17 protein-coding genes, 1 tRNA gene, 1 rRNA gene and 1 other annotated feature are annotated in these 16,839 nt (G+C 39.2%); all 19 genes read right to left on the reverse strand.

The window, feature by feature from the left end:
- Window positions 1-999 (reverse strand): 16S ribosomal RNA (locus ACESNQ_RS03920); the annotation flags it as partial.
- 227 nt (window positions 1,000-1,226) lie between these two features.
- Window positions 1,227-1,298: transfer RNA gene (locus ACESNQ_RS03925), tRNA-Glu, on the reverse strand.
- 111 nt (window positions 1,299-1,409) lie between these two features.
- On the reverse strand, window positions 1,410-1,946 hold the full coding sequence (gene nusG, locus ACESNQ_RS03930) for a transcription termination/antitermination protein NusG (protein ID WP_004254102.1): 537 nt from the start codon (window positions 1,944-1,946) through the stop codon (window positions 1,410-1,412).
- Window positions 1,947-1,995: 49 nt separating this feature from the next.
- Window positions 1,996-2,172, reverse strand: coding sequence for a preprotein translocase subunit SecE (secE, locus tag ACESNQ_RS03935; protein WP_004254104.1), 177 nt, complete (start codon window positions 2,170-2,172; stop codon window positions 1,996-1,998).
- A gap of 9 nt (window positions 2,173-2,181) precedes the next feature.
- Window positions 2,182-2,334, reverse strand: coding sequence for a 50S ribosomal protein L33 (gene rpmG, locus ACESNQ_RS03940; protein ID WP_001809375.1), 153 nt, complete (start codon window positions 2,332-2,334; stop codon window positions 2,182-2,184).
- 120 nt (window positions 2,335-2,454) lie between these two features.
- Entirely contained in the window at window positions 2,455-3,147 is a 693-nt protein-coding gene (locus ACESNQ_RS03945) for a phosphoglycerate mutase (RefSeq protein WP_070458655.1), read from the reverse strand.
- A gap of 132 nt (window positions 3,148-3,279) precedes the next feature.
- Entirely contained in the window at window positions 3,280-3,648 is a 369-nt protein-coding gene (locus ACESNQ_RS03950) for a hypothetical protein (RefSeq protein WP_004254107.1), read from the reverse strand.
- 101 nt (window positions 3,649-3,749) lie between these two features.
- On the reverse strand, window positions 3,750-6,542 hold the full coding sequence (ileS, locus tag ACESNQ_RS03955) for an isoleucine--tRNA ligase (protein ID WP_373075183.1): 2,793 nt from the start codon (window positions 6,540-6,542) through the stop codon (window positions 3,750-3,752).
- A gap of 46 nt (window positions 6,543-6,588) precedes the next feature.
- Window positions 6,589-6,801 (reverse strand) — a binding site (T-box leader).
- A complete protein-coding gene (locus ACESNQ_RS03960) occupies window positions 6,798-7,610 on the reverse strand; it encodes a DivIVA domain-containing protein (RefSeq protein ID WP_373075185.1) in 813 nt (270 codons plus the stop codon). It overlaps the preceding feature by 4 nt.
- Before the next feature lie 16 nt (window positions 7,611-7,626).
- Window positions 7,627-7,881: a DivIVA domain-containing protein gene (locus ACESNQ_RS03965; RefSeq protein WP_373075187.1), complete on the reverse strand. Its 255-nt coding sequence runs from the start codon at window positions 7,879-7,881 to the stop codon at window positions 7,627-7,629.
- Window positions 7,882-7,888: 7 nt separating this feature from the next.
- Entirely contained in the window at window positions 7,889-8,674 is a 786-nt protein-coding gene (locus ACESNQ_RS03970) for a YlmH family RNA-binding protein (RefSeq protein ID WP_373075189.1), read from the reverse strand.
- A complete protein-coding gene (locus tag ACESNQ_RS03975; protein WP_006153053.1) occupies window positions 8,671-8,931 on the reverse strand; it encodes a YggT family protein in 261 nt (86 codons plus the stop codon). Before ACESNQ_RS03975 ends, ACESNQ_RS03970 begins: the two co-directional genes overlap by 4 nt.
- A complete protein-coding gene (locus ACESNQ_RS03980) occupies window positions 8,931-9,479 on the reverse strand; it encodes a cell division protein SepF (RefSeq protein WP_006155243.1) in 549 nt (182 codons plus the stop codon). The genes ACESNQ_RS03975 and ACESNQ_RS03980 overlap by 1 nt, the downstream gene beginning before the upstream one ends.
- Window positions 9,480-9,488: 9 nt before the next feature.
- Window positions 9,489-10,160 carry a YggS family pyridoxal phosphate-dependent enzyme gene (locus tag ACESNQ_RS03985; RefSeq protein ID WP_254731012.1) on the reverse strand — a complete coding sequence of 224 codons (672 nt, stop codon included), beginning with the start codon at window positions 10,158-10,160 and terminating at the stop codon, window positions 9,489-9,491.
- A 5-nt stretch (window positions 10,161-10,165) separates the two neighbouring features.
- The gene (gene ftsZ / locus ACESNQ_RS03990) at window positions 10,166-11,419 is read right to left on the reverse strand and encodes a cell division protein FtsZ (RefSeq protein ID WP_006149538.1); all 1,254 of its coding nucleotides are present in this window, start codon (window positions 11,417-11,419) and stop codon (window positions 10,166-10,168) included.
- Between the two features lie 16 nt (window positions 11,420-11,435).
- Window positions 11,436-12,803, reverse strand: coding sequence for a cell division protein FtsA (gene ftsA / locus ACESNQ_RS03995; RefSeq protein WP_070679027.1), 1,368 nt, complete (start codon window positions 12,801-12,803; stop codon window positions 11,436-11,438).
- A 395-nt stretch (window positions 12,804-13,198) separates the two neighbouring features.
- Entirely contained in the window at window positions 13,199-14,254 is a 1,056-nt protein-coding gene (locus tag ACESNQ_RS04000) for a glycosyltransferase (protein ID WP_373075193.1), read from the reverse strand.
- Window positions 14,255-14,269: 15 nt separating this feature from the next.
- Complete coding sequence (gene glf / locus ACESNQ_RS04005; RefSeq protein ID WP_314944735.1) at window positions 14,270-15,367, reverse strand: UDP-galactopyranose mutase; 1,098 nt, start codon at window positions 15,365-15,367, stop codon at window positions 14,270-14,272.
- A 124-nt stretch (window positions 15,368-15,491) separates the two neighbouring features.
- On the reverse strand, window positions 15,492-16,640 hold the full coding sequence (locus ACESNQ_RS04010) for an O-antigen ligase family protein (protein WP_373075195.1): 1,149 nt from the start codon (window positions 16,638-16,640) through the stop codon (window positions 15,492-15,494).
- Window positions 16,641-16,839: the final 199 nt, after the last annotated feature.

The following is a 16,839-nucleotide window of genomic DNA, read 5'->3' on the forward strand; positions in this document are numbered from 1 at the left end:
CAAGACCTGGTAAGGTTCTTCGCGTTGCTTCGAATTAAACCACATGCTCCACCGCTTGTGCGGGCCCCCGTCAATTCCTTTGAGTTTCAACCTTGCGGTCGTACTCCCCAGGCGGAGTGCTTAATGCGTTAGCTACGGCACTAAACCCCGGAAAGGGTCTAACACCTAGCACTCATCGTTTACGGCGTGGACTACCAGGGTATCTAATCCTGTTTGCTCCCCACGCTTTCGAGCCTCAGCGTCAGTTACAAGCCAGAGAGCCGCTTTCGCCACCGGTGTTCCTCCATATATCTACGCATTTCACCGCTACACATGGAATTCCACTCTCCCCTCTTGCACTCAAGTTAAACAGTTTCCAAAGCGTACTATGGTTAAGCCACAGCCTTTAACTTCAGACTTATCTAACCGCCTGCGCTCGCTTTACGCCCAATAAATCCGGACAACGCTCGGGACCTACGTATTACCGCGGCTGCTGGCACGTAGTTAGCCGTCCCTTTCTGGTAAGATACCGTCACAGTGTGAACTTTCCACTCTCACACTCGTTCTTCTCTTACAACAGAGCTTTACGATCCGAAAACCTTCTTCACTCACGCGGCGTTGCTCGGTCAGACTTCCGTCCATTGCCGAAGATTCCCTACTGCTGCCTCCCGTAGGAGTCTGGGCCGTGTCTCAGTCCCAGTGTGGCCGATCACCCTCTCAGGTCGGCTATGTATCGTTGCCTTGGTGAGCCGTTACCTCACCAACTAGCTAATACAACGCAGGTCCATCTGGTAGTGGTGCAATTGCACCTTTCAAGTAGCTATCATGCGATATCTACTGTTATGCGGTATTAGCTATCGTTTCCAATAGTTATCCCCCGCTACCAGGCAGGTTACCTACGCGTTACTCACCCGTTCGCAACTCATCCAGAAAGAGCAAGCTCCTCCTTCAGCGTTCTACTTGCATGTATTAGGCACGCCGCCAGCGTTCGTCCTGAGCCAGGATCAAACTCTCATTAAAAGTTTGAGTTCTCACTCATTTCTGTCACTGACAGATTTATTGTTTTTTTCATTGTTCAGTACTACAACATCAGTTGTAGTGCCCTGCACATTGGTTCGTCTTGTTCAGTTTTCAAAGGTCTTTGTCGCGCTTACGACAACTATATTAGTATATCACAGTCACTTTTCTCTGTCAACAGGTTTTTTAACTTTTTTTAAATCCTATTTCCATCAACCACGATACACCCATAGTCCGTACGGGATTCGAACCCGTGTTACCGCCGTGAAAAGGCGGTGTCTTAACCCCTTGACCAACGGACCCTGAGCTTTTTCAACTCTTTCTATTATACCCACTTTTTCTGCCTTGTCAACTAGTTTTTTAAAAAATTAGTTGACAGAATGCTAGATTCACAAGTAGATGAGTAACTGAGATTACAATTCAGCAATTTGATTCAAGTTTACTTCTGCTACTGTATCATTACCAAACATTGAAATAATCATTTTCACTTTGTTGTTATCAATTTCAGTAATTTTTCCTGTGTAATCAGCAAAGGCACCATCAATGATTCGAACTGTTTGACCAACTTCAACATTGATATCGAATTCTTGAACTGTTTGTCCCATTGATACCAAGATATCTCTGATTTCTTGTTCCAAAAGTGGAGTTGGTTTAGATCTGTTCCCGTGTGAGCCGACAAATCCCGTAACGTTTGGTGTATTACGAACTACAAACCAAGCTTCATCAGTCATAACCATTTCCACAAGAACATATCCTGGGAAGCGATTTTCTTCAACTTCTTTTTTCTTCCCATTTTTTTCAACTTGCACAGTTTGAGTTGGAATTTCCACACGTAGGATATTATCCAACATATTGTATGTTTGTGCACGTTGCAAGAGATTTTCTTTTACTTTATTTTCATAACCAGAATATGTTTGTAGGACAAACCATCCTTTATCAAAACTATCCATCTTTTTTCCTTTCTTAATGGTAAACTTCTTTCAGCCTATTTATATTATCTTAAAAAATGTTAATGAATCGGATCAATCCGCTAACGATTAACTGGTCAAAAATATAAATGATGACAACAAAGAAGGCAGTGTATTCCATGATAGATTTGAAATCTACCCAACTTTGTTTTCGAGTTGGCCAAGTTGTATCTTTAAGAAGTGTAAAGATATCCTTTATAAAACCCATTCTTATCTCCTATCTCGTTTCTCGATGTGTTGTGTATTTACCACAATGTTTACAAAATTTATTTACTTCTAAGCGAGTCGGTTTTGGATTCCCACTAATTTTAATTGAGTAGTTTCTTGAACCACAAACCGCACAGGCTAAACTTGCTTTTTTAAGTGCCATAGCGCCTCCATCCTATCTATTATAACAAGAATCCTTGTCTTTGACAAGTTAAATTGCACTCTGCATTTTCCTATTTTTAAAATAAAAAAGCCTAGGAATAATCCTAGACTCTATTTTACATTATTTACCAAGATAGTATTCAGAAACTACGTTCAATTTTTCGTCAAATTCGAATACCAATGGTGGGAAGTTAGGGATTTCCACATCCATGATTTCGTCATCTGACAATTGTTTGATGTGTTTTACAAGGGCGCGGATTGAGTTACCGTGTGCACCTACGAATACGTTTTTACCATCTTTAAGTGCTGGAGCGATTTTGTCTTCCCAGAATGGAAGGGCACGTTCCAAAGTCACTTTCAAGTTTTCAGCATCTGGAATTACTGAGTCATCAAGTGAAGCGTAACGACGGTCAGTATGAGCTGAGTACTCATCATCACGAGGCATTGCTGGTGGCAATACATCGTATGAACGACGCCAGATGTGAACTTGCTCATCACCAAATTGTTCAGCAGCCTCAGCTTTGTTTTTACCAGTCAAACCACCGTAGTGACGTTCGTTCAAGCGCCATGATTTTTCAACTGGAACCCACAATTGGTCAGATGCTTCAAGAGCCAAGTTAGTTGTTTTGATTGCACGTTTCAATACTGAAGTGTAAGCTTGGTCAAATTCAATACCAGCTTCTTTGATCAATTTACCAGCATCGATAGCTTGTTGAGTACCTTTTTCAGAAAGATCTACGTCAGCCCAGCCTGTGAAAAGGTTAGCTTTGTTCCATTCAGACTCACCGTGGCGAGCGAAAACCAATTTTACCATTAGTTGGATTCTCCTTTTATTTTTCGAGGTTGCCCTCGTTTATCTATTCTATTTTACACAATTTTTCACAAAAAAGCTAGTTAAAATCAACGAAAAAGAGAAGAGCTCATGGACTCTTCCCTAAAAAATAATTTATTCTTCAATTCTAAATTGTTTCAAGCTTGCTAGGTACAAAGCTCCACCAATGACAAGGACGATTCCACCAATCCACCCAAGGAAAGGAATCAAGGCAACTACAGATCCAACGATAAATAGAATCGATGGTGCTAGTGAAATACGATTGTCATCCTTATAGTAGACAAGTGAGAGGATTCCAAGAATGAGGGTTGCAATTTTCACTAAAGAGAAAACAATGAAAATAATGCCCAAAATTAGCCCTGCAGCATCTTCGTCTTCAGAAATGGCTGCAAGAAATACCATAAAAATTGGTAAGAAAGCTAAAATTGCCCCTGCAATAATACCAATAAAGCCATCTACTTGTGCTAGTGTTTTTGTCTTCATAAATATCTCCTTTTATTTTAATAAGGTATATTATACCATATTTTTATTAAAGTTTTTATTTTTTAAAAAAATACAGGAATTTCTCCTGTATTTTTGTTAGACTATTTAGCTTCAAATCCTTCTGCTACTGCATCCGCAAAGTTTTCTTCGACGATGCTTGCACAGTGATCGCAGATAGTTGCATGGTAGCTACGTTCTGCTGTACTTGGATCAATACGACGGCAACGATCACAAACTTCACCAGCTGCACGTTCAACAGTGAAGGCAACATCTTCGAAGGCCACTGCACCTTCTGGAGCTGGACCTTCTGCAATGGTCAATTCTGATACAATCAAGAGTTGAGCAACATTACTATCTACTGCCCCAAGAAGAGTCTTCACTACTTCGTTAGGATAAACTGTCAAATGAGCTTCAAGAGATTTACCGATCACTTTTTCATTACGAGCTTCTTCCAAGGCTTTTTGAGCTTGTCCACGGAAGTCCATGAAGGCTGCCCATGTATCCAAGATTTCCTCTTGGTTAGCAAAAGTTTGAGCTTCAGGTAATTCTGACAATTGAACAAAGTCTTCTGTTTCAAACTCGAGATATGACCAGATTTCTTCAGCAGTGTGAGGAAGAATTGGTGTCAAGAGTTTTGTGATTTTTACAAGGATGTCATAGAAGACTGTTTGCATCTGACGGCGTTCGAGAGATTTGGCACCTTCGATGTAGACAACATCTTTGGCGAAATCAAGGTAGAAGGCTGACAGATCAACATTGATAAAGTTAACCAAAGCCTTATAAATCGTCAAGAATTCGAAGTTTGCATAAGCGTCACGAATGGCCTTAACAAGTTGGTTAAAGCGGATGGTCATGTACTTATCAACAGAACGAAGTTCTTCGTAAGCGACTGCATCCTCAGCTGGGTTAAAGTCAGAAGTGTTAGCAATCAAGAAACGAAGGGTATTACGGATCTTACGGTATGTTTCAGAGACTTGGCTCAAGATATCCATAGAGATACGTACGTCGTTGCTTGAATCAACACTTGTTACCCAGAGACGCAAGATTTCCGCACCGAATTGTTTTTCAACATCGCTTGGGGCAATGGTATTTCCAAGAGATTTAGACATCTTCTCACCTTTACCATCCAAAGCAAAACCTTGCGACAAGATTTGTTTGTATGGTGCAACACCATGATTAGCCACAGAAGTGATAAGTGATGAGTTGAACCAACCACGGTATTGGTCTGAACCTTCAAGATAAAGATCTGCTGGGTATTTGAGTTCTGGACGGTTAACCACAACACCATTCCATGATGAACCTGAGTCAAACCAAACGTCCATTATGTCTGTTTCTTTCTTGAACTCGCCATTTGGTGAACCTGGATGGGTAAATCCTTCTGGCAAGAGGTCTTTAGCATCACGTTCCCACCAGATGATTGAACCATGTTCTTCAAAGAGTTGGGCTACATGTTCGATGGTTTCAGCTGTCATGATTGGTGTTCCGTCTTCTGCGTAGAAGATTGGAAGAGGAACTCCCCAAGCACGTTGACGAGAGATCACCCAGTCACCACGGTCACGGATCATGTTGTAAAGACGGACCTTACCCCACTCTGAGTGGAACTTCACTTTTTCAATTTCGTCCAAGATTTCTTGGCGGAATTTAGATACAGAAGCAAACCATTGAGGCACTGCACGCCAGATGATTGGTTTTTTCGTACGCCAGTCAAATGGATAAGAGTGAGAGATTTCTTCTTGAGCAAGAAGTAAATCACCAAGTTTTTCAATAACCGTTGGCACAACCTTGTCGTAGAATTGACCTTCGAACTCTGCACCAGCATTGGCCATCATGATTCCGCGTTCGTTAACAGTCACAGCAACTTCAAGCCCATTGGCAACACCGACATTGTAGTCATCCTCACCAAAACCAGGAGCTGTATGGACGATACCAGTACCAGAATCAGTTGTAACGTGGTCACCAAGGATAACGAGTTCATCTACTGCTGTATCCCATGGGTGCTCTGTCACAATTTGGTTCAATTCTGAACCACGGTAAGTAGCCAAAACTTGAACATCTGCCCAACCGAATTTCTCAGACAAACTGTTCAACAATTCTGAAGCAACCACAAACTTACGAGATTCGCCAGCTGGTTGCACCAAGACGTAATCAATATCCGCACCAACAGTCAAACCACGAGAAGCCGTGATGGTGAATGGAGTTGTTGTCCAAACGACGATGTAAGTATCAGTATCAAGGGCACCTTTACCATCTTTTACCTTGTTGGCATAGTAAAGGGACGTAGAAACCAAGTCGTGGTATTCAATTTCCGCTTCAGCAAGCGCAGACTCAGATGACCAAGACCAATAAACAGGCTTCGCTCCACGGTAGATATAACCTTTATTAGCCATTTCACCGAAGACACGGATTTGCGCTGCTTCATAGTCAGGCGTCAAGGTTACATATGGATTTTCCCAATCACCTGAAACACCCAAGCGCTTAAAATCTTCGCGTTGTTTATCTACTTGAGACAGAGCGTATTCACGGCAAAGTTTCAAGTACTCAACAAGGTCCATCTCTTTGCGTTTAACACCTTGTTTTGCCAAAACTTGCTCAATTGGCAGACCATGAGTGTCCCAACCTGGAATATATGGTGCGTAAAATCCTGACATAGACTTAGAACGAACAATGATGTCTTTAGAAATCTTGTTCATGGCATGCCCAACGTGGATGTTCCCGTTAGCATATGGAGGGCCATCATGAAGCGTGAAATGTGGTTTTCCTTCATTTAATTCTTGACGACGTTGATAAAGTTTAGCTTCATCCCATTCCTTTTGCCAAACTGGCTCTTTGGTCGGAAGACCGGCACGCATTGGAAATTCTGTTTTCCCAAGATTGAGGGTTTCTTTAAGTTTCATTAGTACTCCTTTAATGTAAATTGACAATATAAAAACCACGACTCGCAAAAAGGACGAAAATCGTGGTACCACCTTTGTTCGGAAAAAGACCTAGTCTCTTTCCCTCTTTTCCCGTAACGTGGGCAACGTCAAATCTTACTATTTTCAGATTTGATACTAAGAGAGGATAAATTTACCAACAGGGATTGTAGGACTTCCACCATCTCCTACTCGCTAGAAATGTGATTGATAAATTCTTGTTCTCTAATGAGATTCTTATAAAATTAGAACTGATTCTTGTTGAGTGTCAGCATCATCTTGAGATTCTTCCTCATGTGCTGGTTCAACAGGAGTTTCAGCAACTGGCTGAACTTCAACTTCAGTTTCAGTTGACTCTTCAGTAGCTTGTTCAGCCTCTAACAATTCTTTGTTAGCTGCTTCAATACGCGCTTGAAGTTCTGCAACTTCTTCTGGAGAAAATTGACGAGTCATGTCAATCGGTTCTTCATCATGATATGAAGATACATCTTCACCTAGAACCTCTTGGACGACTTCCTTGAATGCTTCGTCGCTCGTTTGAAGATAAGTTGCAGTAGGACGCAAAATTTCTTCCCAATCTGATGAATCAACAATAGCCAACTGACTTTCGATTGTTGATTTCAAACGTTGGTGGAAGACGCGACTCTTGTTCTTCAACTCTTCAGTTTCTACAGCAACTTTTTTAGCATTATCTGTTGCTTGTCGCAAAATTTCATTGGCTTTGTATTTTGCTTCATCAAGCAAGCGTTGAGCATCTTGCTCAGCCTGCTTAATGATGTTGTTAGAACGGTCATTCGCAGCTTGTTTCACACGTTCAGCTGTATCTTGAGCAATCAATACTGACTGACTCAATGAATCTTTGATTTCATCAAAATAAGATAGACGGTCTTCTAAATTTTTAATGTGCTGATCTTTTTCATGATTACTACGAACTAAGTCTTCATAGTCACGAACAACAATATCTAAAAATTCATCAACTTCTTCACGGTTAAAACCTCTAAACTGAACACCAAAGGTTTTATCCTTAATTTCTAACGATGTAATTGGCATATTTTTCCTCACTTATTTAATAAAAAATAGAATCATTAATTGCTTCTGGTTCTTGCTCGTTTGTTACTGTTCTCTTAGGAATATCATTCGTATAGTCGGAAAGACGTTCTTCTAGTTTTTTGATGTAGAGTTCAGTTTCCTCTTTGTTTCGGATTAATTCCTCTAATTCAAAATAAATCTTATCTAGAAATAAATCAACTTCTTCCTGATTATAGCCTCTGAATGTTCTTGAGAACGCCTTATCACTAATTTCTTGTGGTGTAATTGACATATTTTTCTCACTTGCTTAATAGTAGCTGGACTGTTAATTTTTTCTTATCCTTTTTGGTTTGACCGTTTTCTTTGAGTAAGATAATTCGACCAAAGCGTCTGACGCTGATTAAATCACCAATTTTTACCGGATAGTCCGATTTTTCAACTATATGATAGTTGACTTGAACCAACTTTTTTTCAACCAGAGCCGAAGTTTGGGAACGAGATAATTTCAATATGCTAGATAAGAAGGCATCCAGACGAAGACTTGAAACCAAGACTTCTTTTTCTTGATAGTCATCTTTGGATTCTATCATATCTGAAAAAGGGCGTTCTACTAAACTTACAGGCAACTTGGAAATCTTTTGAATTCCATCTTGGAAAAGAGTGGTAAATCTCCGGTCGACAATAATTTGGGCTTTTTCTTCTGTCACCAGAATGTCTCCGAATAACTTACGGTCAATACCTAGTCGATTGAGAACTGTACCCAATATCTTTGAATGGGTCAGTTGCTGAAACTTGCTGGGATACACGATCTCAAGCAAGGTCATTTCAAAATCTTCCAAACTTGGTGTGAAGTAATCAGGCGCTAAAATAACCCTAGCATATTCCGAAGAGATATAACTCGTACTAGAGAAGACTTTTATCCCTCTGTTATTTCCCAAAGTTTCCAAGATAAATACTTGGTGAGGATTTATAAAAGGAGATAAAATCGGTGCATAGTGCTCCTCGACTTGACTCAACCATTCCAAGCCCTTATCGATGAATGGAATATCCTCCGTTGCGAAATGTTGGTAAAGTTCCTTGCTCATAATACGACCAGCAAATTGATGAGATAGCGGCTAATCATGCGTAAGAGAATTAGGGCAATCCAAACAGAGAAATCCAAACCTGCGATTTGAAGAGGTAGACGTTTTAGAGGCTCAAGAATTGGTTTACACAAAGTCTCTAAAAATTTCCCCAACTGTGTGTTATAGGCATTTGGAAACCATGATAATAGAGCAAAAGCTACAAGTATCAGTGAATAGATATCTGTAGCATTTTGGATAAAACGAATTATTAGAAACATTAACGTACTCTATTTCTCTTCATGTCAAAGTCGTATTCTTCGCTTTGAGCTTCTTCAGGTAAACGAATATCTTCAATGTTTACCACAACACCAACAGGTGTCAAAAGATACATTGTGTTCGCTACTTTTCTTAACTCACCAGCAAGGACATGACGTGCTCCATCCAAGTAATCCAAACAACGACGAGCTTGAACTTCTGTCATATATTGGAAGTCAATCAAGATACTTTCATTTCCAGCCAACAAATCAACAATATCTGTTGCATCTTCGTAACGGCGTGGGTAACGAACATCGATGGTTACTTTTTCAGTAGAGCGATGGCTTTCAATTGCTAGTTGTTGTTGACGGGCATGAAGTTTTGTAATATTTTTCTCTTTTGCTTCGGCTGAAGAAGATTCTTGAGCAGCAGCTTGCTGTGGCAATTCTCTTTTTTGAGGAACCGAAGCTAGTGAACGTTCAGGTTGTGCAGCTACAACTTCTGAAGCAACTTCATCTCCATCTTCTGTAAAGTAATCTATAAATTTATCAAATTTATCTTTTAATGACATGATTATTTCCTATTTAAAAAATGCTGTACCAATTCGAACAAAAGTTGAGCCACATTGAATCGCTTCTTTGTAGTCACGACTCATTCCCATACTTAGTTCTGTCATTGGCATATTGGGGAATTGTTGTTCACGAATGTATTGTTGCAACTCTTGCGTTTCTTTAAAGATTTTTTGCAACTCTTCTGTTTGGGCCTCAAAGGGAGCCATGGTCATGAGACCAACATACTCGATTTGATCCAAGCTAGACAAGTCTGGCAGGACTGTCAATAGTTCCTCTTTTGAGAAACCATGCTTGCTTTCCTCTCCAGAAATATTGACCTGCAAAAAACATTTAACGGTTCGATCGGCACGTTTTTGAATCTCTTGGGCTAATTTCAAAGAATCTAAAGCGTGAAAATAATCAACATAAGGAATGATATCCTTGACTTTTCTTCTTTGTAAGCTACCAATCAAGTGCCAAGTGACATCTTTATCACTTAAAGCATGATACTTTTCAAGAAATTTGTCAACACGGTTTTCACCGATGTGTTTGACTCCTTGGTCAATCAAATTTTCTGCAGTTGCAATATCAACATATTTTGTTACGGTAATTACAGAAACCGAACCGTCTTCACGGCCGGTTTCTTGAATTGCTTTTGTAACCTGTTGAAATACCTGATTTGTATTTTCTTTTAAATCCATCTCTATTAACGGTTTTTAAAGAATGGTGGTGTTTCCAACTCATCTTCGTCAGAAGCTGGTGCTTCAAAACGCTCAACTGGAGATACGACTGATTCACCTTGACGAACAATTGAATCACGTCTCAAGTCCCAGTCACCAAAAGCTGATGCTTTAGGTGCTTCAGTGTGACGTTGTGAAGGAGTTGGAAGTTCAGCTGTTTCTGCCAAATCAAAATGACGGTCATAAGTGTGTGTATGTCCAGATTTTACTGGTTCACGGAATGACGCTTGTCTTGGTTGGGGCGCTACAACTTTTTCGACTGCATCTTGACGAACTCCAGTTGCAACAACAGTTACACGGATTTCATCTTTCATTGATTCATCAATAGAAGTACCGAGCCAGATATTTACGCCATGTCCAGCAGCTTGATTGACGATTTCAGAAGCTTCTTCCGCTTCAATCAAAGTCATATCCAAACCACCAGTTACGTTAACGATAACATCTTCCGCTCCATCAATAGTTGTTTCAAGAAGTGGTGAGTAGATAGCTTTACGAGCTGCTTCGATAACACGCTCTTCTCCGCTACCGATACCGATACCCATAAGGGCATTTCCTTTGTTTGCCATTACTGTCTTCACGTCTGCGAAGTCCAAGTTGATCAAACCAGGATTTGTAATCAAATCTGTAATCCCTTGAACACCTTGACGAAGAACGTTATCTGCTTCAGACAAAGCTTCAAGAAGTGGAGTTTTCTTGTCAACAATTTCTAATAAGTTGTTGTTTGAGATAATCAAGAGAGTATCAACATGTTCACGTAGTTCGTTGATCCCTTGGACTGCGAATTGACCACGTTTGCTTCCTTCGAAACCGAATGGACGTGTCACAACACCGACAGTCAAAGCACCTAAACCTTTAGCGATACGAGCGATAACTGGTGCAGCACCTGTACCAGAACCACCACCCATACCAGCAGTGATGAAGACCATATCTGCACCACTGATAGCTTCAGTAATTGCTTCTTCGCTTTCTTCAGCAGCCTTACGACCAACTTCAGGCTGTCCTCCAGCACCAAGTCCGCGAGTTAATTTTGGACCAAGTTGGATAACTGTTTCAGCTTTTGTACTGCTCAAGGCTTGCACATCTGTGTTGGCTGCGATGAACTCAACACCTGAAACGCCTTCGTCAACCATGCGGTTAATGGCGTTTCCACCGCCACCACCGACACCAATTACTTTAATTACTGCACCTTGTGCTGCTGCTGTATCAAATGAAAATGTCATATTTTATTCCTCTATCCTATTCATCAAACATGCTTCCGATTAAGCTACGGAATCGGTCAGTCAATTTTGGTTTTTCTTCTGATTGATTTGGAGTTGCTGATTCAGCAGTATAAGTTGGTTCTGCTGATTCAGTTGAAGTTGTACCAAACACTGAACGTTGAGAAGCTGCAGGTTTTTCCTGACTTGAAGTTCTGAAATCAATTGGTTGTTGACGTAGAACTTGGTCTCCTCTGATAGCTCTTTGAGCTAAAACATTCACTTCTGTAAGACTTCCAGCAAATTCTGACAAACTAATCACATGAGCAAATGCAGGATTGCGGATACCTACTTGGTTTGGAACATAAAGTTTCACACGAACTCCAAGTACTTCTTGGGCAAGCTCAACGATACCTGGTAGAATAGCATTCCCACCAATCAGAGCAATACCTCCCGGCAAGTCCAACAAATGTCTTCTTTCCAAATCTTGTTTGATTTGTTCAAAGATGTGTTTCAATCTAGCTGAAATAATTTGAGCCAAGTATTCTTCTGTAACTTCAACAGGTTCTACTTCACCAATCACTTCAACTTGGAAAGTTTCTTTGCTTGCAAGTTGCGGATAAGCTTCACCGTAGTTAAGTTTCAAACCTTCTGCAATCTTCTTAGAAGTTTTAAGAACTTTTGAAATATCTTTAGTGACGTAGTCGCCACCTTCTTGGTAAACATTTGTGTATTGTAGTTCTTGATTACGGATAGTAGCAACACTTGTTTGGCCACCACCCATATCAATAACAGTCGCTCCAAACTCACGTTCGCCTTCGTTAAGAACAGAGTTTACAATTGCAAGCGGTGAAATAATCACGTTATCAACTTGAACTCCAACACGTTCTACAGTTTTACGAAGGTTGTGAAGAATGGTTCTTGGACCTGTATAGAGAAGCCCACGCATTTCCAAACGAACACCCATCATACCACGAGGGTCACGAATACCTTGGAAACCGTCTACTACAAATTCTTCTGGCACAAACGTAATCACTTCACGATCAGGTGTCATGCTCTTAGTCAAAGCTGATTTGACAACATTCTCAACATCTTGATCTGTAATTTCTTTTGTATCTGATGTTACAGGAATCATTCCTTGAGTTGGTTCCACTTGCAACAAGTTTGCTGGAAGCCCAACGTTTACTGATTTGATTGAAATCCCTGCTTTTTCTTCTGCTTGAGAAATAGCAGATTTGATAGCCGTTGCTGCAGCTTCGATGTCAACGATAATCCCATCCTTGACACCTTTACTTTTGGCGTTGCTAACACCGATTACATTTACTTCACCATCTACAAGCTCAGCAACTAACACTTTAATTGAGCTTGTTCCAATATCTAAGCCTGTAAAGAAACCATTTCTAGTCATTACATTGCGTCCTCTCTATCTTCCAAGTTTCACACTTTGATTTTTTTAACAGCTACAAGAAGGCATAGCTATTCACAGAATATTATATCACAAAAATCCGATTCGTGCCTAATTTTTTGTGATTTTATCGAAGGTTTTTCATTAAATTTATTTTAATATTCCATTACAAGTCCCTCTTTTTAATTTTTTCTATGAAAAACAGTGTAAAAATGTCAGAAAAACTGAAAAAAGCGATGTAATTTGTTGTATTTTTCAAGTATTTTCATGCCAAGTTCATTTCAATTTTACGTTAAGATGAAATACTTAAATTGTCCCTAAAAAAATCGTTCTCTGTTGCTCTAATTTTTATATAAAAATGATTAGTTGTAACAAAAAAAGAAGTCCAAAAAGACTTCTTATTTTGTTAATTCTTTAAGAGCACGGGTTAGATAAAAACCATCTCGTATCTTTTTACCAATATTTTTTGCATTTGCAATCAATTCTTGATAATCTGCATCTGATAGATTTTCGATCGTGTTTTTCAAATCATGAAGCGATTCTACTGCAATCCCACAGCCATTCTCAAGCATAAAACGAGACAAGGCAGACTGTTTCCACACTACAAGTGGGAATCCAGATGCCAAATAAAGGGATGCCTTGTGAGAATTGTTATAACGGAGGTACTCTCCGAATACACCACTACATGTTTCAGCACTATCGCCATCCCATACAAGCCCAAAGCCACCCTCAAGGGCTGCAGGTAGTTCGTCAGGTAAGAAAGAACCAAAGTAAGCCTCATTCTCTAAAGCTCTACTCTTATCAAATCCAACACCATAGAGGTTATAGATTGGAGTTTCTGGAAGAACATAAAGATACCCAGCTTTCTCTTGTGCCAAATTACCTGCGACAATAATGGGCTGATCTTTTGTTTGGCCACTCTTTTCTTGAAAATCTGGAATCAAATAGTCGAAAATTCCAAGGCTGACAATCTTATCTTCTGCAATCCCTTTGTCCACTAAAACAGATTTCATGATTGGATTATGGGCAATCACTCCATCAGCTATCTTCAACAAACTTGATTCTTGAAGATGAACCCGAATCTTATGTTTTAAAGGTACTGTATCCAAATTAGCATATCGTAAAGCTTCCAAATCATGGATAATAAAGTAGACTTTCACCCCACTTCGCTGGATTTTTCTTACCAATCGAGTGGTGAAAAAACTATGGTGGAGCATGGGAAATTGAATCAATAATTGATCCCCTGATTTCAACTGAGAGAAAGCTTGAGCTAGAGCTTTCGCCTTGTGTTGTTGAGCTTTAACGGTTCCCATATGGTACCAATTATCAACTGTTAACAACAAAGGTTGATAACCTTCTCGTTTGACGATCTCCTCGACATCATTTCTAGCCTTATTCCCGGCGTTTCGAGCACCAGAATCTTTTAAAAATTCTTCTTTTAGAAAATACTTCATGAATCACTGTTTCTTTCAATCAAATTCATTTGCTACGACTTCCAAAGCACGCTCAATAACCACATGCATATCGTAGTATTTATAGTCTGCCAAGCGGCCACAGAAGATGACCTTGTCATTTTTGGCTGCTTCTTCTTGATACTTAGCAAACATGGCATTGTTCTTTTCATCATTGATTGGGTAGTATGGTTCATCTCCACGTTTCCAATCAGCTGGGTATTCACGGGTGATAACCGTCTTCGGTTGAGTACCATACTCAAAATGCTTGTGCTCGATGATACGAGTATAAGGAATCTCACGTTCTGTGTAGTTGACCACGGCATTTCCTTGATGATTTTCTTCATCCAAGACTTCGTGTTCAAAACGAAGACTACGGTATTCCAACTCTCCATGCTTGTAGTCAAAGTACTGGTCAATCATACCTGTAAAGACAACTTTATCAGCTGATTTTTCCAGCTCTTCACGATTAGCAAAGAAATCAACGCCAAGCTCTACTTCCACATCACCAAGCATGTTTTCGATGATGACGTTGTATCCACCGATTGGAATTCCTTGGTAACGGTCATTAAAGTAGTTGTTATCAAAAGTCAAACGCACTGGAAGGCGCTTGATGATAAATGGTGGAAGCTCTGTTGCTGAACGTCCCCATTGTTTTTCTGTGTAGCCCTTGATCAACTTTTCATAGATATCCGGACCAATCAACTTGATTGCTTGTTCTTCAAGGTTTTTAGGCTCAACATCTTTCATATCAGCCGTTTGCTCTGCTATCTTGTCCTTAACTTCTTGTGGTGTCTTGGTTCCCCACATGGCATAAAAGGTATTCATGTTGAAAGGAAGATTGTAGAGGCTTCCCTTGTAGTTAGCCACTGGTGAGTTGATATAGTTGTTGAATTCAGCGAACTGGTTCACATAGTCCCACACTTTTTTGTTAGAAGTATGGAAAATGTGGGCGCCATACTTGTGGACATTGATGTCTTCAACATTTTCACAGTAAATATTTCCACCGATGTGATCACGTTTGTCAATCACTTTTACTTTTTTGCCACGTTTTGTAGCTTCGTGTGCGAAGATTGCTCCAGACAAACCTGCACCAACAATTAAATAGTCATACATATTAAAACTCCGTTAATGAACTCTACAATTTCTTATTAATGCTGACTCCAGGCCAGCAAACGTTATTCTTTCTTAGAAAGGACTCTTAGCATCTATTAGAGCCTCCTAAAGTCTAGTTCTAGAACTAGGTCGCATTTAATTTAGTAATATCATTTGATTCTTTTTTACTAAAAGTATTTGTTGTAAATAGTAAAAACATGAATATATTATATGTAGGAACAAACCAGAAGGCTTCAATCATACAGTTAAAAGCAATCAATGATAAAATCGCAACTAATAAATATTGACCATCCTTATACTGTTTCTTTGAGGCGACAACATAAATTATTATCAATAGAACTACAGGCACTATTCCATATGTAAATAACATCTGCACATAAGAGGAATCTACATAGTTATACCCTATTACAGATTCTGTTTTTCCACCTGATCCTATAAATTGAACGTTTCTCGTCCCAAATAGATGAACTCCAAATGTATCAAATGCATTCCTACCTAGAGCTAGCCTTCCCGTGATTAATTTGTTTACCGTTACCAAAAATGGATTAGACCAAGAAAACTTGTATGACAAATAGGTAACAATTGATGCGAATATAACAGCCGAATATGGGAACAAGGCAAATATCTTTAGTTTTTTCTCTTTACTGTAATAAAAATAAATGAAAATAACTGTCGCTAATAAGATTGACAAAGCATTTAAACGTGCATCACAGTATTTTATAATGAAAGCTGATAGCAAGACACCAAACAGAGATCTGGTCCATATAAATTTATCTTTTAGAAGATAGGAAATTGCTAAAAATAGATAGAAGCAATGTGATGCAAAATCCGTAGGATAAATAAACCCAAACGAATTTCGAATAACTCCCGCACGATTATATTGTAGATTAGGAACTATGCCAGCAAGTGATAAAAGAAAAACTCCAACTACGAGAATACCAGCTACAACTACATAGTTCCTCAAAACTACTTTCATATCTACATTAACCAAGAGGACTAGTAGCATCGAATAGACTAGAAAATTAAGTCTATTCGTTTGAAAATACACTAAAACCCCCGAAAGCAACAATAGAATAGAAAGTATTAGATATTTGTATGAGACCCGCATTTTATACAAAAAACGAAGCCCTAAAAGCAATACAACCAAAAATAGGAAATTTGCTTTGACTTGAAAAAAAGTCCTATCCAGCATCGTAGTTGATATGGTATTAAAAAATACCACTACAGATACAACAATGCTGACTAGTAGGTTTTCAAATTTAATTTTTATCATATTTTTTGAAAAAGAATCATACAGAGTGATTTATAAGAAAAAGAAATATGGAATTGAATGAGAAAAATAATATTTCTTTAATCTTCTAGTTCACTTATACTCTTCTATCCTTCCTTTCCTAACTATTTAATCAACCAAAGCGAATTTAATCTATACAAGAGTTCATTTTACAATAAGACTATAAGCTACTGAAATTTCT

Source organism: Streptococcus infantis, assembly GCF_964243025.1.
GTDB classification, from domain to species: domain Bacteria; phylum Bacillota; class Bacilli; order Lactobacillales; family Streptococcaceae; genus Streptococcus; species Streptococcus infantis_N.